This window comes from Kaistella solincola (genome assembly GCF_000812875.1).
Lineage (GTDB): Bacteria > Bacteroidota > Bacteroidia > Flavobacteriales > Weeksellaceae > Kaistella > Kaistella solincola.
Genome location: NZ_JSYK01000003.1, coordinates 658,216 through 679,669 on the forward strand (window position 1 = coordinate 658,216; position 21,454 = coordinate 679,669).

Below are 21,454 nucleotides of genomic sequence, written 5' to 3' on the forward strand. Positions count from 1 at the left end.
CCTTTTAACGGCAAATTTTTTTTATGACCGTTTGGCTAATAAATGTCATTTTATTTAATTTAAAAAAGACTGGGCAAATTCGCTCATTCAAATTATACGTTGTATTTTTGCAAGCGTTCAGATTTATTCTAAATAAAATCAAGCTGTGGCGAAAAAAAATACGTTTTCAGCAGGAAATAAATAAAAATTTTTTGATTCTCATGAAAAAACTTCAAGATATCATTATTTCGACCAGGACAATGGCGGTTCTCCTTTTAGTTTATGCATTCGCAATGGCCCGCGCCACCTTCCTCGAAAATGATTACGGAACACCAACTGCAAAAGCTTTGATCTACGAAGCGAAATGGTTTGAAGTTTTAATGCTCTGGCTGATTCTTAACTTTATCGGAAATATCAGCCGCTATCGCCTTTGGCGCCGCGAAAAATGGCCGGTTTTGGTTTTTCACCTTTCATTTGTTTTAATATTTTTGGGCGGTGCAGTAACGCGATACATCAGTTTTGAAGGGATCATGCACATTCGCGAAGGCGAAACCACCAATGAAATTGTAACGGACAAAAATTTCTTTAAAATTCAAATCGAGGAAAAAGGTGATGTGCTGAATTATCAGGATGTTCCATATTTAATGTCGCCGCTTCACAAGAATTTCAACGCGAGCTATGATTACCACGGAAAACAGATTTCTGTAAAAACCGTAGATTATATCCAGAGAAAAAAGGACAGTTTGGTGCTGGATCCGGCAGGAACAGAATATTTACATATCGTTTCCACAGGACAAACCGGCCGCGAAAATATTTATATTAAACCGGGGGATTCCAAACTGGTTAACGGAACTTTGGTTTCTTTCAATCGAGCGATTGACGGCGCCGTGGAATTTAACAATACCAACGGCACTTTGCTCATTAAAACACCTGTTGAAGCGGAATATATGACGATGGCATCGCAGGCAAAAGGAACAACGAAGAAAGATGAATATCAGCCTTTGGTTTTGCGGAGTTTATACACCGTAAATGACCTGAAACTTGTCGTTCCCGAAGGTTTGGCGAAAGGAAAACTCATTGCTTATGAAGGTGACCGTAAAAAAGATAAAGATGTTTCGGATAATTTGCGTGTAGAACTACAAGGGCCAAAATCGAAATTATTGGTTGATTTGCCGGTAGAAAAAGGAAATCCAAACGCGTTTAAACAGGTGACTTTGGACGGAATGAATATTATTTTAGGTTTCGGTCCGAAAGTTTATACGACGCCTTTTTCCTTGAAATTAGATGATTTTGTAATGGAAACTTATCCGGGAAGTTCTTCGCCAAGTGCTTATGAAAGCCATGTTCAGATCATTGACAAAGGAAAACAAACGCCTTACAAAATTTATATGAATCACGTTTTGAACCACGGTGGCTACCGGTTTTTCCAAGCGAGTTTCGATCCGGACCGACAGGGAACCGTACTTTCTGTAAACCACGATTTCTGGGGAACACTGATTACTTACATTGGTTATTTCTTCCTGTTTGGTGGAATGTTTGTGATTTTCTTCTGGAAAGGAACACATTTCTGGAAACTGAATTCAATGTTGAAAAACGTGAGCAAAAGAAAAGCAGCGACCGTACTTTTGGTTTTAATGACGTTGAACTTCAATGCACAAAAAATCGAAACACACGGAACTACCGACGGTTCAGGTGAAATAACACATTCTGCTGATGACGGACACGGTCACGGCGCCGCAGATTTATTGACCGCGGAACCAACACCAAAAAAACCACAAAATTCTTTGGCTTTAAGATCGCCAACGCCAATTACCGCTGATGTAATAATCGCGAAAAATACAATTGATAAAGAACACGCAGACAAATTCGGATATTTATTGGTTCAGAACTATGAAGGTCGAATTGTTCCGATGAACACCCAGGCTTTGGACGTTCTGAGAAAACTGTACAAAAAAGATGCATTCCGCGGAACTGATGGAAAATCGCTTACCGCAAACCAGTGGTTTCTATCAATAAATACGGATACTGCAAGCTGGACGATGGTTCCTTTAATTAAAGTTGGAACCAAAGGCGGCGATGAACTAAAGAAAAAAACCAAGGCAAATGAAGATGGTTACACCGCGTTGATGTCGCTTTTTCCTGCTGACGAAACTGGTGCTTTGCATTACGTTTTGGAGGAGGATTATCAGGAAGCTTTCCGTAAAAAACCGGCAGACCAAACGAATTACGACAAAGAAGTAATTGCTGTAAATGACCGTGTTCAGGCTTTCAATGAGTTTTTCAGCGGACAGTTTATGCGCATCGTTCCGGTACAGAATGATCCAAACAATACGTGGCATTCGTGGTTAGACCAAAATTTCGAACCGGATATGGAATCCCAGAAAGTAATGGGCCCTTATTTCAGCGAAGTTTTATCGGCACAAAAATCAGGAAACTGGGCAAAAGCTGATGCTGAACTGGCAAAACTGGAACAGTACCAAAAAACCTGGGGTAAAAATGTAGTTCCAAGTAAGTCAAAAGTTAAGTTGGAAGTTTTGATGAATAAAGCAAACATCAACTTTTATTTATTGATGTTTTATTCGGTAATTGGTGGTCTACTCTTGCTTTTAGGTTTCATCGAATTGTTTAAACCGAATAAGATTTTAAATAAAACGATCAAAGGATTAATTCTTCTAGGGTTGGTAGGTTATTTTCTTCAGTTTTTAGGTTTGGTTGGTAGATGGTATATTTCTGGTCATGCACCTTGGAGTAACGGTTACGAAGCAATTATCTTTATTTCCTGGGTTGGTATTACTGCAGGTTTGTTATTATACCGAAACTCAAACGCGCTTATTCCGGCAGCAGGATTTATGGTTGCGGTAATCATGATGGGCTTTGCGCACGGTGGTTCCGCACTTGATCCGCAAATTACGCCACTTGTTCCGGTATTAAAATCGTATTGGTTGATTATTCATGTCGCGATTATCACCTCGAGTTACGGTTTCTTCGGACTTTCCATGGTGATCGCGATGATTGTGCTTTTCTTCTATATTTTCTCAAACAAAGAGATTTATAAATTACATAACGAAACTACAATTAAAGAATTGACCATCGTTTCGGAAATGTCGCTGACGATTGGACTTTATGCTTTAGTTGTTGGTACTTTCTTAGGCGGAATCTGGGCGAATGAATCGTGGGGTAGATATTGGAGCTGGGATCCAAAGGAAACCTGGGCTTTCATTTCCGTGATGGTTTATGCCTTTGTTTTGCACATGCGTTTGGTTCCAGGCTTGCGCGGCAGATGGGCTTTCCACGTAGCAGCTTTATTTGCAATCAGCAGTATCGTGATGACGTATTTCGGAGTAAATTATTATCTCTCAGGACTGCATTCTTACGCAGCTGGCGATCCAATTCCGGTTCCGGCTTGGGTGTACATCGGCACCGCATTTATGTTTGCACTGGCCATCATTTCTTATCTGAAATACAGAACTTTGAAAAAATAAAAATAAAATCCCGAAAATATCATTCGGGATTTTTTCGTCGCTAAAAAGAATATTTTAAAATCATTTAATATTCCTTATTTTTGGGAAACTAAAATTTTACCTGCATTTTGAGCACTTTTCTTACGATTCTCGGTTTTAATTCTGCCATTCCAACGGTGAATTCTGCGCCTACCGCGCAGTTTTTGGAGATGGACGAACGCAGTTTTCTCATCGATTGCGGTGAAGGGACTCAGGTGCAGTTAAGAAAGGCGAAAGTGCGTTTTTCGAAGGTGAACCACATTTTTATATCGCATCTGCACGGCGACCATTGCTTTGGTTTGCCAGGTTTAATCGCTTCTTTTCGGCTTTTGGGCAGAGAAACTCCGCTTCATGTTTACGGACCGCTCGGAATTAAGGAAATGCTTGAGACTATTTTCCGCTTAAGCGAAACGCACCGCGGTTTTGAGGTTGTTTACCATGAACTTCAAAGTAAGGAATCGGAAAAAATTTATGAAGATAACAGGCTGGAAGTTTTCACCATTCCGCTGAAACATAGAATTTATTGCAACGGTTATCTGTTCCGCGAAAAACCGAAAGAGCGCCATCTCAATATGGCGGAAGTTTCTAAATATCCGGAAATTGAAATCTGCGATTACCAAAATCTGAAAAACGGAAAAGATTTTATTTTAAGCGACGGTTATGTGCTGAAAAACGAAATTTTAACCAAAGAGCCGTCAAAATCTGTCTCGTACGCTTTTTGCAGCGACACCAGATACACTGAACAAATTTTGCCTTTAATAAATGAAGTTGATGTGTTGTACCACGAATCAACCTTTCTTCATGATTTGAACGAAATGGCAGATTACACCGGACACACCACCGCGCTGGAAGCCGCTCGAATTGCACGAAAAGCAAATGTTGGCAGATTGATTCTTGGGCATTTTTCGAACCGTTATCATGATTTGAATGTTTTTTTAAACGAAGCTCGCGAAGTTTTCCCGAACACCGAATTGCCAAAAGCGCTACAGCCGGTTCAGATTTAATTTTTTTTGAATGGAAAATGCGGAAAAAAAATTTGCTAATGAAGCTTTTTTAAAAGAATTCCTCGATGAAAAAGTGAATTTTTACAATAATTCAGATTTTGTAAAAGATGATCCGATTCAGATTCCGCACCGTTTTTCATTGAAACAGGATATCGAAATTTCCGGTTTTTTAACGGCAACTATTTCCTGGGGAAACCGAAAATCCATCATCAATGATGCTGAAAAAATCCTTTCCTGGATGGGAAATTCGCCACACGATTTTATTCTGAATTACACCGAGAAAGATTTCGAAAGATTTAATCATCAGTCCGTTCACCGCACTTTTAATAAGGAGGATTTACAATATTTTACCGAAAGTCTGCAACGGCTTTACCGGAAAAATTCGTCGCTTGAAGACCATTTTTTTCTAAAAAACGGTGAAACCAATTTTTACCACAGTTTAGAACGTTTCCGCTCGGAATTTTTTCAGAACGACGAAAAACACCGCAGCATGAAGCATGTAAGTTCCACCTACAAAAATTCCTCCGCAAAGCGGCTGATGATGTTTCTTCGCTGGATGGTAAGACAGGACAAAAAAGGCGTGGATTTCGGGCTTTGGCAAAACATCAATCCGAAATTTCTTTCTGTTCCGCTCGACGTGCACACGGGAAATATTTCCCGCAAACTGAATCTGATTTCGCGAAAGCAAAATGACTGGAAAACCGTCGAAGAAATGGACGTTATTTTACGTAAATTCGATGACCGGGATCCTGCGAAATATGACTTCGCGCTTTTCGGTTTAGGCGTTTCCAAAGACTTTTAAAAATGTTGAAAAAATGAAGACGAGAGAAGAAAAAAACAAAGAAAAAGTAGATTTTTTGGTCCGCGTCACCGATGGTGTCATGTGGTGGATTGGCTCCATTCCTTCGCTGATCGTGCATTCTTTGCTTTTCTTAACCGCGTTTTTATTGCCAGTTTTCGGTGTGGTGGAATTTGACAAAATGCTTTTGGTTTTAACCACGGTTTTGTCACTCGAAGCAATTTATCTCGCCATTTTCATTCAAATGTCTGTGAACAGAAGTCAGGAACACATTGAAGATTTGAAGGAAGACGTCAATGAAATTCAGGAAGATATTGAAGATATTCAGGAAGACATTGAGGAAATTAGTGAAGATATTGATGATATTCAGGAAGATATTGAAGATATCGCTGAAGATGAAGACGAAGAAGATCATAACGAGCGCGCGCGCAATGTTATGCTGAAAAGTAATGTTGCTACAAACAAAACGCAGATTACCTCTTTAAAATCAAAGATTTCGGAACTGGAGCAGCTTTTGGAACAATTAAAAAAAGAGGACAAATAACCGCCAAAAAATAAAAAACCATTTCAAATGAAATGGTTTTTTAGTTTACAAATTTGCTTTCCAGAGAATGGTAAAACCAATAAAATCTGTAACCGACAATTCTTCCGCTCTTTTTGCCATAAATTCGTGATTTAACAAGGCCTCAGGAATATTTAAAATTTTGAGAGAATTCGACAGTTTTTTCCGTCTTTGCCCAAAGCCTGCTTTTACAATTTGCTTGAACAGAACTTCATTTCCTGCCAGACCGGCTTTCGGATTTCTCGTCAAACGAATTACGCCGGATTTTACTTTCGGTGGCGGATTGAAAACATTTTCATCCACCGTGAAAAGATATTTTACATCGTAAAGCGCCTGCACGAGCACCGATAAAATCCCGTAATCTTTTGTGCGCGGCACCGCGGCGGTTCTTTCCGCAACTTCCTTTTGAAACATTCCGACCATTTCCGGCACATTTTCGTAAAAATCAATGATTTTAAATAAAATCTGTGACGAAATATTGTACGGAAAATTTCCGATAATCGAAACTTCATCAACGAAAGTTTCCGCCAAATCGATTTTCAGGAAATCACCCACAAAATGCGCGTCATCCAGCGTCGGATAATTCTTTAATAAATATTGAATAGATTCTGTATCGATTTCCGCCAGGAAAAGTTCAGTATCTTTTTCTAAAATATATTTCGTCAGAACGCCCATTCCGGGACCCACTTCCAGCGTTTTGCTTCCGGTTTTATACGTAAGTCCTTCTACAATGTTTTTGGCAATATTTTCATCCGTCAGAAAATGCTGACCCAAATGTTTCTTCGCTCTTACGCTCATGGAAGATTTTTTTTGATAATTAAAAACGCGCTGAAAACCTTTAAATAAACGATTTTGCAGAAATGGCTTTAAGTTTTTTTTAACACCTATTTTCCGCGTTTCTCCGCAAATTACGGAAGTTTTTTTCTATTTTAGCAGAAATTTTTTAATTAATGGCTAAGACAGTTGAGGATTTTAACAAGAGACGACTTCGCTCCAGCAATATTACCGTAGTTATCAGCATCGCGCTGGTTTTATTTTTACTGGGTTTAATGGGGCTTATTTTGATCAACGCTCAAAAGTATTCCGATTATATCAAAGAGCAATTGGTTGTTAATGCCTATTTCGATGAAAATTACGATGTGAAAGATTCCGTAAAGATTGCAAAACTCGAAGAAGAAACTTTTAAAAAAATCCAGACTTTAACGCCGGTAAAAAGAGCCACCTATATTTCGCGAGAAATGGCGGCTGAAGAAGCCCGAAAAAGTATGGGGATTGAAAGCAGCGCGCTTTTCGAAGAAAATATTTTCCCATCTTCAGTAGAAGTTGCCTTAAAACCGGAATATGTAGATCCTGCAAAAATTGACGAAGCCATCAAACAGATAAAATCTACCAAAGGCATCACCGATGTGAAAAATAACAGCACGCTGATGGTGGAAGTTTACAACAACCTGAACAATATTTTAAAATGGATTTTAGGATTTTCAGTGCTGTTTTTAATCCTTGCCGTTGTGCTGATTAACAACTCCATCCGCTTGAAAATATTCTCAAAAAGATTCATCATCAAAACCATGCAGCTTGTTGGTGCAAAACGCCGTTTCATCCTCAAGCCGTTTATCAAAGAAGCCATCATTCTTGGTGTTATCGGCGCGGTTTTAGGCTTGGCGGTTTTGTTTGGCGCGTGGTATTATTTCATCACCCAAATCGGGACACCGTTTGCGCAGGACAATAACCAGCTGATTATATTAGTCGTCTGCATCTTCTTTGGCGGTATTTTAATTACCGTTTTAAGCACTATTTTTGCAACATGGAGATTCTTACGTTCTAATGTAGATGACCTTTATTATTCATAAAAATGAGCAAAAAACACCAAAATAACGCCGAAAAAATATACACCGAACCGGCTAAAGAAAACATCGGTTTCTACTTCGGGCGCGAAAATTACAAATGGATGCTTATTGGGCTTGCCTTAATTTTACTCGGATTTCTGCTGATGATGGGCGCCGACGCTAATACCGTAGACGGAAAATTCGATCCTAACGCTTGGAACGAATCTATTTTTTCCATCCGCCGAATTCGCATTGCACCGCTGTTGGTTGTCGCCGGTTTTGCAGTAGAAGTCTACGCGATTCTTAAAAGAAATAAGGCGTAAAAACACTGAAATTTTCCGTTTTGCCTGAGCTTTAAACTCGGGCAAAATTTTTATAATCATACAATTTTTCATGGATTTAATCAAAGCAATTATTATTGCAATCATCGAAGGACTTACCGAATTTTTGCCGGTTTCTTCCACTGCACACATGATTTTCACCAGTTCACTTTTTGGCATTCAGGAAGACGAATTTGTAAAGATGTTTCAGGTTTCCATTCAGTTTGGGGCAATTCTGGCGGTGGTTTTTCTGTACTGGAAGAAGTTTTTCGATTTCAAAAACATTCACTTTTATTTCAAACTCGCGCTTGCGGTAATTCCTGCGCTTGTTTTGGGAAAATTATTTGATGATAAAATCGAAGCCGTTCTCGGTGATCCCGTTCCAATAGCGATTGTATTGATTTTGGGTGGCGTCGTTTTGCTTTTCATAGACAAACTTTTCAAAGTACACACGGTGGACGACGAAAAAGACATTTCGTACAAAAGCGCCCTGCTCATCGGTTTTTGGCAATGTCTGGCGATGATGCCGGGCACCAGCCGAAGTGCCGCCTCAATTATCGGTGGAATGCAGCAGAAACTCACCCGAAAAGCAGCTGCCGAATTTTCGTTTTTTCTGGCCGTTCCTACCATGCTTGCGGTTACGGCATATTCTGTCTTTTTAAAAGACTGGAACCACGCCGGAGCCACGCAAAAAGGGTACGAATTGCTCATGCAGGGCAACAATTTGATGCTCTTCGCGGTCGGAAATATTGTGGCGTTTATCGTGGCGGTTTTGGCAATTAAATTTTTCATAGGCGTGCTTACGAAATACGGTTTCAAACCTTGGGGTTGGTACCGCATCATCGTTGGGATCGTGCTTTTAATTTATTTTACGCAGTTTCAGTAATTTTTTTTGGGCAGCTTTTTCCGCCCTCCGTTCCAGCTTCCGCCGCGGCGTAGAGCTCCACTCAGGTCGGGCTGCAGATTTCGCTTTTTTAGCTATTATTTTTTAAAATGAAAGACTCCGATTTTTTAGAAGGCCAAATCATTCTCCTCGACAAACCGCTGGACTGGACGAGCTTTCAGGCCGTAAATAAACTGAAATACAAACTGAAAAGCGAGTTCAATCTGCCGAAAAAATTCAAAATCGGTCACGCTGGAACTTTAGATCCGCGCGCTACGGGACTTTTAATCGTTTGCACCGGAAAATTCACCAAAATAATCCCCGAAATTCAGGACGCGCCAAAAGAATATTTAACAGAAATAAAAATCGGTGTTCAAACCGAATCTTACGACACCGAAAAACCGGAAATTCTTCCTCAAGATATTTCAGGCGTTACTGAAAATCAGATTCACGAAACTTTAGCTAAATTTATCGGCGAAATCGACCAAAAACCACCGATTTTTTCCGCGGTAAAAATCGATGGAAACCGAGCCTACGACCTTGCGCGCAAAGGCAAAGAGGTCGAAATGAAATCGCGCAAAACCACCATCAATTACATCGAAAACATTGAAATCGATTTGCCGTTTGTGCGTTTCATCGTTGGCTGTTCCAAAGGTACTTATATCCGAAGTTTAGCACACGACATCGGGCAGGAATTGGGCGTTGGCGCTTATTTAACCAATTTGCGAAGAACAAAAATCGGTGAATATTCCATAGAAAATGCAAGCGCCGAATATTTGGAAAATGATTACAGCTTCCATAATTTTAAAAATTAATTTAATTTTAATTTGAAAAATTTGGCCCTAAATGCACAAAAATTTTAAAAATGGCTTCCGAAAAAACCAGAATAAATAAATACCTCTCCGAAGTTGGATTTTGCTCGCGTCGCGAAGCAGACCGTTTGTTGGAGCAGGGTAGAATCACAATCAACGGCGTGGTTCCGGAACTCGGCACCAAAGTTTCCGACGAAGACGAGATTTTTGTAGATGGAAATTCCATCAGAAAAACCGAGGAAGATCACGTTTATATTTTGCTCAACAAACCTGTCGGCATCGTTTGTACCACAGATACCAAACGCGAACGCGACAATATTGTAGAATTCGTCAACCATCCAAAAAGGATTTTCCCAATCGGACGACTCGATAAACCAAGTGAAGGTTTGATTATTTTAACTTCCGATGGCGATATTGTGAACAAAATTTTACGCGCGCGAAATAATCACGAAAAAGAATACATTGTACGTGTCGACAAGCCGATTACGCCGAAATTTTTAATGCAGATGCGCGGTGGAATTCCAATTCTTGGTACCATGACCAACAAATGTCTGGTAGAACAAATCGATAATTTATCTTTCCGGATAATTTTGACTCAGGGTTTAAACCGACAAATCCGCAGGATGTGTGAATTTTGTGGCTATGAAGTAAAAAAGCTGAAGCGAATCCGCATTATGAATCTCAAGCTTGATCTTCCCGTTGGGAAGTGGCGCGATATTACACCAGCTGAAATGGCGGAACTCGAAAAACTCTTGGAAGATTCGGACAAAACGGTTTCCTAATATTTTTCCTTTAAATAAAGATAAGCGGTCAAATATTTGTTCAGCCTTTTCAGATCGCGCTCTGTAAGCGGCTGTGTAAAGCGTTTCAGATCCATATTATCTTCGAGATCATAAAATTTCACCGTCACCGCAAGCCGTGACTTTTCAATTTGGTGGATAAAATCGGTGTAATCCATGTCTGAAGGCGACTTCGTCAGACATTCGACCGCGAAAACGATATGGTTTGGAAATCCTTCTGCTAAAAGATAATCCAGCGAAATTTCCGGACAGTCTTCAATCACATCGTGCAAAACACCGACGATTTTTTCATCGTACGCTTTCCCTAAATTCATCACGCGAATTACATGGCCAATGTACGGCGTACCGAATTTGTCGGTTTGTCCTTTGTGCGCCTTCTGCGCTATTTTTATAGCTTTATTCAGCATTTCATTTTTAGTCATCGTCATATATTTTATGATACTAAAATAAAAATTTGCCGCTAAATGAGCTTATTTTTTCGGTTTTATTCTTCCACAATTGTGGCTTCGGCGGCGTTTGTCTGCACTGATTCAATTCCGTTTTCGAGGCCGCTCGGCGTTTCATACCTTTCGCTGGTTCCTAAAACCTGGCCGTTCGACGCTTTCAAAGTAAAATAAAATTTGCCGTTAGAAGCGGTAATTTTTTCAAATCTCGAATTGTCCGCCGCGTTTTTTTTCACCGATTCAATGCCGTTCTTGCATGCGGTTTTCGATTTGTAGCTTTCGCTGGAGAGAATGACGTGTCCGTTTCCGGCCTTCAGATTAAAATGGTAGGCACCATTTTTTCTGGACGAAATAATAAATTTTCCCATGGTTGTGTTTTTTGTAATATAAAATTACAAATATAAATTCCACATTTAGTACTTTTTTTTACTTTAAAGCACTGATTTTTCGGGGCTTAAAATAAGCTTATTAATTTTTTAAATTTTGCCGCGTTTGCAATAGGACTTTTTCTGAAAGTTAAAAAACAAAAAAAATGGGCTTTTAACGGCAATTTTTTTTAAATTTCAGAAACGCGGATTTTCATTAAAACAGAAAAAAATGCCGTTTTAGTTCCCAAAAAATATTTATTTGTTTTTACTAATTTTACCAGGTTAAATTTCCCGCCATGAATTTATCACCGGAAGGCCAAAAACTTTTTAATAAACTGATTTCTGAGATGTTGGAAGACGGCTTTGTGAGAGTGAGCGACTACACTTTCTACAAAAAAATGGGGAATATGACGGTGTCTTTGGGCGATCACGCGCTGAAATTAATTCACCAGGGAAAATGCTACGGCATTATTCCGGAGCGCGAATTTCTGAAACTTTCGAATGGTTTTGAACCGATTTTGTCTCAGGTAAAATATCTTCTGGCTTTTGCAATGCGCCAGGATATGAACCGTTTTATGAACTTTCTCTCTACTTACTTTCTGAATTAAAAGCAGCTTTTCTTTTAATTAATGGAAAATTTATTCGCTGCTGTTTTGGAATTTTTTTTCAAATTTCCGAAAACAAAATTTTACTTTTCTACAGCGACCAAATATTCCGGATCTTTGATGATATTTACATCAATCACCGCTTCGGCATTGCTTAAAAGCCGGATACAATCAGCGCTGAGATTTTGCAAATGAACTTCTTTGCCAACTGCGCTGTATTTTTTAGTTAAAGTATTCAGCGCTTCAATCGCCGACATATCTGCGACGCGCGAATCTTTGAAATTGATGACAACGCGCTGCGGATCATCCTCAATTTTAAATTTCTCCGAAAAAGCCATCACCGAACCGAAAAAAAGCGGTCCGTAAATGTCGTAATGTTTGGTTCCTTCCGCATCGAAATAAGTGCGCGCACGAATTCTTTTAGCACTTTCCCACGCAAATACCAATGCGGAAATAATAACGCCAACAAGCACTGCCAAAGCTAAATTATGTAAAATCACCGTGATTACAGCAACTAAAATTCCCACAAAAATATCGTGTTTCGGCATTTTATTTAAAATCCTGAAACTTGCCCATTCAAAAGTTCCGAGAGCGACCATTATCATCACACCAACCAGCGCTGCCATCGGTAAACGCCCAATTATTGGCGCACCAAAAAGGATGATGAGCAAAATGGTAATCGCGGCAATAATCCCGGAAAGTCGTGCGCGGGAACCGGCAGATAAATTGACGAGCGTCTGCGCAATCATTGGGCAGCCGCCCATCCCGAAGAAAAATCCATTAGCAATATTCGACGTTCCCTGCGCGATACATTCACGGTTGCCGTTTCCGCGTGAACCGGTGATTTCATCGACTAAATTTAAAGTCAAAAGACCTTCCGTTAAACCTACGGCAGCAAAAATAAGCGAGTAGGGCAGAATTACCTGAAAAGCTTCGAGGTTAAATGGAATATTAGGGACGTGAAACGGTGGAAAACCGCCTTCAACAGAGGCAATATCCTGTACCGTTTTCGTTTCAATACTGAAAATGACGACCAGTGCAAAAACAACTATAATCGCAACAAGTGATGCCGGGATTTTCTTTGTGATTTTTGGAAATAATACGACAATCGCAATCGTTAAAGTCACCAAACCCAACATGATATATAATGCTTCGCCTTGAAGCCAGGAAAAGGTGCCGTTGGAAATGATTTTAAACTGATCGAGCTGCGACATGAAGATGATCACCGCCAGACCGTTAACAAAACCGTACATCACAGGCTGCGGAACGAGGCGAATGAATTTGCTGAATTTAAAAATGCCTATTAAAATCTGGATGATTCCCGCTAAAGCGACAGCTGCAAAAACATATTCGAGGCCGTGGGAGCGCATGAGCGCGATGAGCACAATGACCGTTGCACCGGCGCCGCCGGAAACCATTCCTGGTCTGCCACCAAAAATTGCAGTGATTAAACCAGCGATGAAGGCCGCGTACAATCCGACTAAAGGCGGAAAACCTGCTAAAATGGCAAATGATAGCGACTCCGGAATCATGGTCATAGCGACCGTTAAACCCGCTAAAATTTCAGTTCGGTAATCTATTTTTTGGGAGAAATCAAAAAGGTTGAGTGCTATTTTCATGTAATTTTTGCCGGTGTAAAAATCAAGTTTAAGCTTTAAGCTTTTTTGAACTTTTAATTTTAATCGAATTTTTTTTCGGGTATTTTGGCAAAAAATGCCGTTTTACCTCGATATTTTTCAACGGTGGCAAAAATACTAAAAAATAATGTGCTGATTTTCTGGAAATCGATTAAGCTAAATCCCGGTTCTCAAGCGGAATCGAAGATTGCAGTTGCCGGACAAATTCCTGCAGAAAAGGAAAAGTCTGGATATCGTCGTCGAGTACAAATCCGTTGTAAGTTGTGACATCAAGGTCGATCGTGCGTGGCGCGTTTTTATTTTCGGTACGGACTCTGCCCAAAAGTGCTTCAATCTGTTTCAAATGCATTTTCAGCTCCGAAAGACTTTTTTTAGTCCGTAGTAGAATGGCGCCATTTAGAAATTCTGGCTGAGATTTAAATTTGAGTGGTTTTGTTTTTAAGAATTCGGTGCGCTGCATTATAAAACCGCAATCCTGAAGCAATTTTAGTGCGTCGGAAAAATTTTGCTCAGCGTTTATATTTGAACCTAAAGCAATTATTGCGGTGTTATAGCGGTCTTTTCCGTCGATTTTTACCATTACAGTATCGGCGAAACGCAAAGCATTTGGTTTTTCAATTTTCACTGAAATATCTTCTAAACCAACTGCGGAACTTTGAATATGAGTGTAAATTTTTTCGGCTAATGTTTCGAGCAAAAAGTAACTTTTATTTTCGACAAGTTCGATGATTTCTTTTGTAATCGCTTTATAATCAACCGCATACTGAATGTCATCAGAGTCAGAAGCTGCGCAGGTGTCATATTTAAATGAAAAAGAAATCACCAAATCCTGCAATTTTTCGGTTTCCCAATCCATGAAGCCGATAAATGCGCGCAGACGCAGATTTTCAACTTTTATAGTGGACAACTTAGTGTTAGAAGTCGCGCTCATATTTTCTGAGTTTAATGGTTTCTGAATTAAATATATTTTGAAAAAATTACCTGTTTAAACGGCAAATTTTTCTAAACCAAATGTTCGCCACCGTCGATGAACAAGGTTTGACCGGTGAAAAATTCGCTGTCTAATATAAATTGAATCGCCTTGGTTATTTCGCCCAAATTCCCGATTTTTTTCAAAGGAATATTTTGCGCAAGATTTAGCAGATAATTTTCGTCTTTACCTTCGGGCGGTAAAATCAAGCCTGGCGCAATGCCATTTACACGGAAATTCGGCGCTAATTCTACAGCGGAAATTTTGGTAAATTCCTGCAGCAATTTCTTGCTTAAAATATAATCGAGGTGTACGGTTTGGTTTTTAGAAACTTTGGTATCTATAAAATTAATAATATTTCCGCTTTTGTAGACGCGCGCAAAAGCTTTGGTCACAAGGTAGGCATTTTTGAAATTGATATTGAATTCCTTTTCTAAAAGCTGACTTCCGGGCAAGCTAAAATCCGATGGAACGAAGTCTGAAGCGCAGTTTACGAGAATATCCAAAATGATATTTTTGTGCTTTAGAGAGCGGAAAATTTCATCAAAATCATTGTCGAATAAAAAGTTAAATTGAAGAAGTTCGGCTTTAACGCCGTTCTGCATTTCTTCGATTTCTTTCTTCAGTTTTTCGGCTTTTTCCGCGGAGGAATTGTAGTGCAAAAGCAGGTTGTAACCTTGCGCTGCGAGGTGGAGCGCAACGGCTTTACCAATACGGTCCGCACTGCCGGTAACTAAAGCATAATTTTTCATTTGGTTTTTTAGAAATATAAATGTACGACATAAATCGAAGCGGAAATATTGGCGCGGTTATTTAAAATCTATGAGGGTGAAAGTTTTGGTGAATTAGAGCTTTAGTATTTTAATGGGAATGTTGCTCAGTTTTTATGTCTAAAAAAAAGTGCCCTTTTAACCCCGGATTTTATCAATTGCTTCTGCAAGCTGATGATCTTTTTCGGTAATTCTATTTCCCGCATCGTGGGTGACTAAAGTGATTTTAACCTGGTTATAAGAATTTGACCAATCCGGGTGATGCTGCATACTTTCCGCTACCAGGGCAACTCTGGTCATAAATGCGAATGCTTCTGAAAAATCTTTAAACTTAAAAATTTGCTCCAATTTGCCATCTTTTTCTGTCCACATGATTTTAATTTTTTAAATTTCTACATTCAGTTTCTCAATCTTTTTCCGGTTTCCGACTACCCACACAATATCATCAAGTTGTAGAACTTCGGAAGATTCGGGGTTTAAGATGCGCTGTTCTCCGCGTCGAATAGCGATTACTAGACCATCGGTTTTATCACGGATACCGGATTCCTGAATGGTAAGGCCTTTTTTGGCTGAATGATGGTTGATGAGAATTTTCCCGAGTTTGATATGATCGATATTTTCTTCCTCGACAATTTGCTGACTGTCAAATACAGGTTTGAAAACCTGAAACTGATCGTCAGTCGCAATTAAACCAACTTTATCATAAGGCATCAAAACCTGGTGGCGATCAGGTGTATGAATGAGTTTTCCGCCGCGGCGGATGTAGCCAATGTTTATACCATATTTTTCGCGCCATTGAAGTTCTACCAAAGGTTTCCCGATATAATCCGCGAGCGGTTTCACTTCCAGTTCAATAATATGAACGTCCCAAGCACCCAAACTTTCTTTGATATTGGAATTTCCGGCAATAGAGGTTGAAACGCTTGTTTCCACACTTTCACGGTCATTCAGGTTGGTGATAAATCGTTTTTCCAGGCGGTTGTAAAATCTGTTCAGCCTTTTGGAGAAAATTACCATTAAAATAATAGCGAGCGGAATGGTGATAAAAAATGAAAGTGAAGTCGAAGCAAAACGGTTCAGGAAAAAACCAAGAATACCAATTCCGATTGCAAAACGTACAATTTCTATGATTAAAAGCGGACCGCGATTGTATTTTGTTTTCGTCCAAAGTTCACGATACGCTGACGAACTCGGTCGTTTCACCATTAAAGCCCATAAAAAAGGTAAGATAAAAAGTATTGGAAGAGAATTTCCGATGATATTTTTCAGGTTGTTGCTATCCAAATTTTCATTAATAGCCGGGATAATGAACCTTGCAAAAAGCAAAAATATAGCGACGATTACAATTCCATTAATCACGATAATTCGCGCGTAATTCTTCAGAATTGTTTTCCAGCTGTTTTCAGCTTGAATATTTTGAGTGTTCGAAGAATATTGGTTAATTCTGTCTATATATTTCGGCGGCACCACTTTTACAATCCAGTTGTACAAAGGTTCCGAAAACTTAATTAAATATGGTGTGGTGAAAGTCGTGATAGCGGAAACTCCCACAGCAACAGGAAACAGAAAATCTGATATAACGCCGAGCGAAAGTCCTAATGTTGCCACAATGAAGGCAAATTCACCGATTTGCGCCATACTCATTCCGACCTGTATCGACTGTTTTAACGGCTGTCCTGAAAGCAGCGCGCCCAGTGACGAACTGAAGAGTTTGCCGAACAACGTCAGCAGCGTCACCACGAAAATTGGCCACGCGTACAAAATCATTGCTTCGTAATCGATCATCATTCCGACGGACACGAAAAATACGGCGGCAAACAGGTCTTTCACAGACTTTAAAGTGTGTTCTACTTTTTCTGCTACAGTGGTTTCAGCGATTATTGAACCCATGACAAATGCACCGAGTTCTGCAGAAAAACCAACTTTTACAGCGATTAAAACCATTCCAAGGCATAAACCAATTGATAAAATCAGCAGGATTTCGTCATCAACCAGCGGTTTTATTTTTTTTAGTAAAGTCGGAACGAGAAATATCCCAAGAAGAAACCATAAAATAAGGAAAAACAGCAGTTTTACCACGGTAAAAAGAATTTGGGAACCTTCGAATTCCTTCGTAACGGCGATGGTTGAAAGCAAAACCATGAGGAGAATGACCACAATATCTTCAACCACCAAAACGCCAAAAACCGTTCGCGCAAAATTCTTCGTTTTTACACCAAGTTCGTCGAAGGCCCTGATAATAATGGTTGTGGACGAACTGGCAAGCATTCCGCCCAGAAACATACTGTCCATAATGCTCCAGCCGAGCCAGCGCCCGGTAAAATATCCGGCGACGGTGATGAAGAAAATTTCCACAAAAGCCGTGATAGAGGCGGAGCCACCAACGTTCATCAGTTTTTTAAAGCTGAATTCGAGGCCGAGGCTGAAGAGGAGAAAAATCACCCCTATTTCTGCCAAAGTTTTAATGTTTGCGCCATCTACAACTGAAGGGAAAATGTTGAGGTTTGGACTTACAAGAAAACCTGCGATAATGTAACCTAGAACCAGCGGCTGCTTGATTTTCCGGAAAATAATCACGACAAATGCCGCAACAATTAGTATCAATGCTAAGTCTTCAATCAACTTCGGTAAATGTCCCATCTTTCGTAAAAATCTGTATTTTCCCAAAAATACTGAAATGGATCAGCTTTTCAAAGCATTTTTAGTATTTATAAAAGGAAATTTAGCTTGCGGAACTTTCTACAAATTATTTTTAAATTATACTTTCGAAAAGCATTAAGCAAAAATTTGGAAAAAAATGCCTTTTAAGCGGCGAATTTTTCAAAAAACGATTTGTGAAGTTTAGTAGAAGCAGAAATTAAAATTCGAAAAAAATGCCATTAGAGCGGCGAATTTTTTTCTTATTCAAATCAGCAAGATTTAATAAAAATCAGCAAGTAAAATTTGAAAAAAACATGCCTTTTAGCGGTGAATTTTTTCTTCATTTAAATTAAATAAAAAAAAACGCCCCGAAATTCGGGGCGCCTCTCCACATGTTCAAACTATTTCTAGTAAGATCCTTTTTCCACGAAATGCGCTGCAATTTTTTCGGTAAGTGCAACCACATTTGGCATATTGGTATATTTTGTAAATCTGCGCAGTCCGGAAAGCATCATGCGCTGCTCGTCGCCTTCCGCGAAAGAAACAATTCCTTCTTTTGCCGCAGCGGTAATAGCTTCGACAGCTTTGTAAAGATTTAAGCGCGCCATTGAAGCCTCAACAGAATCGGTGTCGAAATGTTTTTCGGCACGTAAAACTGCTGATTCTGCCATATAAATCTGGTTTAGAATTTCCGAAGCGTTCAGTAGCAAATGCTGCTGTTTTTCGATTTCCATCATGTACTTCTGAAGCGCCGCGCCGGCAACCATCAAAAATACTTTTTTCAGATTGTGGATAATTGCTTTTTCTTCGGACATATAAGCGGAATAATCCGGAACTTCGAAAGACGGAATCCCCATCAGTTCTTTACCGATTGCCATGGCAGGTTTCAGTAAATCAAGCTCGCCTTTCATGGTTTTTTTGATCAACATTCCTACAGCAAGAAGTCGGTTGATTTCATTAGTTCCTTCGTAAATTCTGCTGATTCTGGAATCTCTCCAAGCTGCTTCCATCGGAGCATCTTCTGAAAAGCCCATTCCACCATAAATCTGAATTCCTTCGTCTGCGATATGTTGTGTCAAATCTGAAACATAAACTTTCAAAATTGAACATTCTACCGCATATTCTGCCAAAGCGCTCAATTCCGCTTCTGCGTGGGACATTCCGCTGGAAATGAATTCTTCAATTTTATCTTCTACATTTTTAGCGGCTCTGTAAGCTCCTGCTTCAGAAACGAAAATTCCTGTGGACATTTCGGCAATCTTCTTACGTATCGCGCCAAATGTGGATATAGAAACGCCGAATTGTTTTCTTTCATTCGCATAGTTGATTGCCAATGATGTGATTCTTCTCTGCCCGTCAATATTTGCTGCTGCTAATTTGATACGGCCTGCGTTCAGTGCATTGATCGCGATTTTGAAACCGTTGTTTCTTTCGCCCAATAAATTTCCTACCGGAACTTTCATATCATTAAAGAAAACCTGGCGGGTAGAAGAGGAGCGAATTCCTAATTTGTGTTCTTCTTCACCCATTGTCATGCTGTTTGGATCTTCCAGTTCCGAACGGTTGATGACAAATCCGGTAATATTTTTGTCGTCATCAATTTTCGCGAAGAAGGTAAATGTGTCTGCAAAACCTGCATTTGAAATCCACATTTTTTGTCCGTTGATGATGTAATGTTTTCCGTCTTCAGAAAGTTTTGCTCTCGTTTTACCTGAATTGGCATCAGATCCTGCATCGGGTTCTGTTAAACAATACGCGCCAAATTTTTCACCTGTTGCTAAGGCGGGCAGATATTTTTGTTTCAACTCTTCTGTTCCATATAAAAGGATAGGCAGCGTTCCAATTCCGGTGTGCGCGCCATAAGCTGTCGCCAGAGAACCGTTTGCGCCGGAAACCGCATCACAAACCAACATGGTACTTACGAATCCCATTCCCAGACCGCCATACTCTTCGGGAACTGCAATCCCCAAAGTTCCCATTTCGCCTAATTTGCTCATGGTTTCTTCGGTTAAAGCGTAATCTTTTTTCTCGAAACGCTCTCGGTATGGAATGACGTCTCTTTCTATAAATTCAGTTACCGATTCACGAAGCATTTTTTGCTCTTCGGACAGTTCTTCTAAACTGAATACTTCTTGCGCAGGAATATCTTTGATGATGAATTCACCGCCTTTTAAAATTGTTTGTGTATCGCTCATTATTTGTAATTTTAAATTTTAGATTATAGATTTTAAATTAGATTCGCTGTTATAATTTTTCAGATGTAGTTTTAAAGATTCAGATTGTCTTCTTTATTGCTCATTTCATCTAAAATTTATAATTTAAAATCTAGACTTTTTACAGAAGTTCAAAAATACTCGCTGCCCCTTGGCCTGTACCTACGCACATCGTCACCATTCCGTATTTCATGTTGCCGCGTTTCCTCATCTCGTCGAGAAGCTGAACGGTCAGTTTCGTTCCGGTGCAGCCGAGCGGATGACCCAGAGCGATGGCGCCGCCGTTGACATTTAAAATATCCGGATTTAAACCAAGTTCCTTTTTAAGTGCGACAGATTGTGAAGCAAAAGCTTCGTTTAGCTCAATCAAGTCGATGTCTTTTAAGTCTAAACCTGCCTGTTTTAATGCCTTTGGAACGGCATATAGAGGTCCCATTCCCATGATGCGTGGTTCTAAACCTGCCGCTGCATAAGCAACAAGTCTTGCTTCAGGTTCGAGACCTAATTCTTTCACCATTTCTTCGGACATTACAATTACGAATGCAGCGCCATCACTCATTTGCGAAGAATTTCCCGCAGTAACTGATCCGCCGTTTGCGAAAACCGGACGCAGTTTTGCTAAACCTTCTAAACTTGTATCTTTTCTCGGGCCTTCATCAACCGAAAAATCGAATTTTTTGGTCTGCATTTTCTGGTTTTCATCCAGAAAATTGTATTCAACCGGAATTGGGACGATTTGATCTTTAAATCTTCCTGTTTCGTTTGCTTTTAAAGCTTTTTGATGGGAGTCATAAGAAAATTGATCCTGCTCTTCTCGGGAGATTTTGTATTGGTTTGCGACTTCTTCGGCGGTGTAACCCATTCCCCAATAATAATCGGGATTGGATTTTGCCATATCGCTTTCCGGAACCGGCTTGTAACCGCCCATCGGGATATATGACATGGATTCTGTTCCACCGGCGATAATACAGTCCGCCATTCCGGCCTGGATTTTAGCGGACGCAATTGCAATGGCTTCGGAACCCGAAGCGCAATATCTGTTCACGGTAACGCCGGGAACCTGATCCGTATTTAACCCCATTAAGGAAATTAATCGCGCCACGTTCAGACCTTGTTCGGCTTCCGGCATCGCATTTCCGACGATTAAATCATCAATTCTGTTTTTATCGAGTTGCGGCACGGCAGTCATTAGTTTTTCTATGACCGTTGCCGCCATGACGTCGGGACGTGTGAATCTCAAACTTCCTTTTGGCGCTTTGCCAACGGCCGTTCTAAAACCCTTTATTATATATGCTTGTCTTGACATTTCTAAAATTTTTAAAA

At 39.9% G+C, this 21,454-nt stretch carries 20 protein-coding genes; 10 read left to right on the plus strand and 10 right to left on the minus strand.

The genetic code is table 11. The annotated features are described in order from the left end of the window. Positions 1–200: 200 nt before the first annotated feature. From ccsA to OA84_RS07075, 4 genes are all read left to right on the plus strand, one after another. Complete coding sequence (gene ccsA / locus OA84_RS07060; RefSeq protein ID WP_039345828.1) at positions 201–3,461, plus strand: cytochrome c biogenesis protein CcsA; 3,261 nt, start codon at positions 201–203, stop codon at positions 3,459–3,461. A gap of 107 nt (positions 3,462–3,568) precedes the next feature. After that, positions 3,569–4,483: a ribonuclease Z gene (locus OA84_RS07065; protein WP_039344162.1), complete on the plus strand. Its 915-nt coding sequence runs from the start codon at positions 3,569–3,571 to the stop codon at positions 4,481–4,483. A 10-nt stretch (positions 4,484–4,493) separates the two neighbouring features. Further along, positions 4,494–5,285, plus strand: coding sequence for a TIGR02757 family protein (locus OA84_RS07070; RefSeq protein ID WP_039344163.1), 792 nt, complete (start codon positions 4,494–4,496; stop codon positions 5,283–5,285). 13 nt (positions 5,286–5,298) lie between these two features. Next, complete coding sequence (locus OA84_RS07075) at positions 5,299–5,826, plus strand: coiled-coil domain-containing protein (protein ID WP_039344166.1); 528 nt, start codon at positions 5,299–5,301, stop codon at positions 5,824–5,826. 45 nt (positions 5,827–5,871) lie between these two features. Here OA84_RS07075 and rsmA read toward each other — a convergent pair whose 3' ends face one another. Then, the gene (gene rsmA / locus OA84_RS07080; RefSeq protein ID WP_039344169.1) at positions 5,872–6,642 is read right to left on the minus strand and encodes a 16S rRNA (adenine(1518)-N(6)/adenine(1519)-N(6))-dimethyltransferase RsmA; all 771 of its coding nucleotides are present in this window, start codon (positions 6,640–6,642) and stop codon (positions 5,872–5,874) included. Positions 6,643–6,794: 152 nt separating this feature from the next. Between rsmA and OA84_RS07085 the strand changes: the two genes are divergently transcribed. The 5 genes from OA84_RS07085 (at position 6,795) to rluF (ending at position 10,467) form a co-directional block, all read left to right on the plus strand. Beyond that, positions 6,795–7,694, plus strand: coding sequence for a cell division protein FtsX (locus tag OA84_RS07085; protein ID WP_039344170.1), 900 nt, complete (start codon positions 6,795–6,797; stop codon positions 7,692–7,694). Positions 7,695–7,696: 2 nt separating this feature from the next. Further along, entirely contained in the window at positions 7,697–7,993 is a 297-nt protein-coding gene (locus tag OA84_RS07090; protein WP_084060876.1) for a DUF3098 domain-containing protein, read from the plus strand. Between the two features lie 70 nt (positions 7,994–8,063). Further along, complete coding sequence (locus OA84_RS07095; RefSeq protein ID WP_039344172.1) at positions 8,064–8,876, plus strand: undecaprenyl-diphosphate phosphatase; 813 nt, start codon at positions 8,064–8,066, stop codon at positions 8,874–8,876. A 107-nt stretch (positions 8,877–8,983) separates the two neighbouring features. Next, positions 8,984–9,688, plus strand: a complete 705-nt coding sequence (gene truB / locus OA84_RS07100) for a tRNA pseudouridine(55) synthase TruB (RefSeq protein WP_039344175.1) — start codon at positions 8,984–8,986, stop codon at positions 9,686–9,688. Positions 9,689–9,738: 50 nt separating this feature from the next. After that, positions 9,739–10,467, plus strand: a complete 729-nt coding sequence (rluF, locus tag OA84_RS07105; RefSeq protein ID WP_039344176.1) for a 23S rRNA pseudouridine(2604) synthase RluF — start codon at positions 9,739–9,741, stop codon at positions 10,465–10,467. On the opposite strand, the gene OA84_RS07110 is transcribed toward rluF, so the two are convergent. Both OA84_RS07110 and OA84_RS07115 read right to left on the minus strand, forming a co-directional pair. Next, entirely contained in the window at positions 10,464–10,907 is a 444-nt protein-coding gene (locus OA84_RS07110) for a phosphohydrolase (protein WP_394332714.1), read from the minus strand. The genes rluF and OA84_RS07110 overlap by 4 nt on opposite strands. A gap of 62 nt (positions 10,908–10,969) precedes the next feature. Further along, positions 10,970–11,296 (minus strand): YegP family protein, encoded by a 327-nt coding sequence (locus tag OA84_RS07115; RefSeq protein ID WP_039344180.1) that lies wholly within the window; start codon positions 11,294–11,296, stop codon positions 10,970–10,972. A 296-nt stretch (positions 11,297–11,592) separates the two neighbouring features. Between OA84_RS07115 and OA84_RS07120 the strand changes: the two genes are divergently transcribed. Then, positions 11,593–11,904 (plus strand): hypothetical protein, encoded by a 312-nt coding sequence (locus tag OA84_RS07120; protein WP_039344182.1) that lies wholly within the window; start codon positions 11,593–11,595, stop codon positions 11,902–11,904. Positions 11,905–11,984: 80 nt separating this feature from the next. Here OA84_RS07120 and OA84_RS07125 read toward each other — a convergent pair whose 3' ends face one another. The 7 genes from OA84_RS07125 to OA84_RS07160 all read right to left on the minus strand — a co-directional run bounded on the left by OA84_RS07125 (position 11,985) and on the right by OA84_RS07160 (position 21,437). Beyond that, entirely contained in the window at positions 11,985–13,520 is a 1,536-nt protein-coding gene (locus tag OA84_RS07125; protein WP_039344184.1) for a SulP family inorganic anion transporter, read from the minus strand. Positions 13,521–13,689: 169 nt separating this feature from the next. Then, positions 13,690–14,469 (minus strand): 2-amino-4-hydroxy-6-hydroxymethyldihydropteridine diphosphokinase, encoded by a 780-nt coding sequence (folK, locus tag OA84_RS11215; protein WP_052252143.1) that lies wholly within the window; start codon positions 14,467–14,469, stop codon positions 13,690–13,692. A gap of 71 nt (positions 14,470–14,540) precedes the next feature. Then, entirely contained in the window at positions 14,541–15,260 is a 720-nt protein-coding gene (locus OA84_RS07140; protein WP_039344186.1) for an SDR family oxidoreductase, read from the minus strand. Positions 15,261–15,416: 156 nt separating this feature from the next. Further along, a complete protein-coding gene (locus OA84_RS07145; protein ID WP_039344188.1) occupies positions 15,417–15,650 on the minus strand; it encodes a 4a-hydroxytetrahydrobiopterin dehydratase in 234 nt (77 codons plus the stop codon). A 12-nt stretch (positions 15,651–15,662) separates the two neighbouring features. Then, on the minus strand, positions 15,663–17,918 hold the full coding sequence (locus OA84_RS07150) for a cation:proton antiporter domain-containing protein (protein ID WP_039344190.1): 2,256 nt from the start codon (positions 17,916–17,918) through the stop codon (positions 15,663–15,665). Positions 17,919–18,325: 407 nt separating this feature from the next. Beyond that, positions 18,326–20,113 (minus strand): acyl-CoA dehydrogenase family protein, encoded by a 1,788-nt coding sequence (locus OA84_RS07155; protein WP_039344192.1) that lies wholly within the window; start codon positions 20,111–20,113, stop codon positions 18,326–18,328. A gap of 139 nt (positions 20,114–20,252) precedes the next feature. Then, a complete protein-coding gene (locus OA84_RS07160) occupies positions 20,253–21,437 on the minus strand; it encodes an acetyl-CoA C-acyltransferase (RefSeq protein WP_039345840.1) in 1,185 nt (394 codons plus the stop codon). Positions 21,438–21,454: the final 17 nt, after the last annotated feature.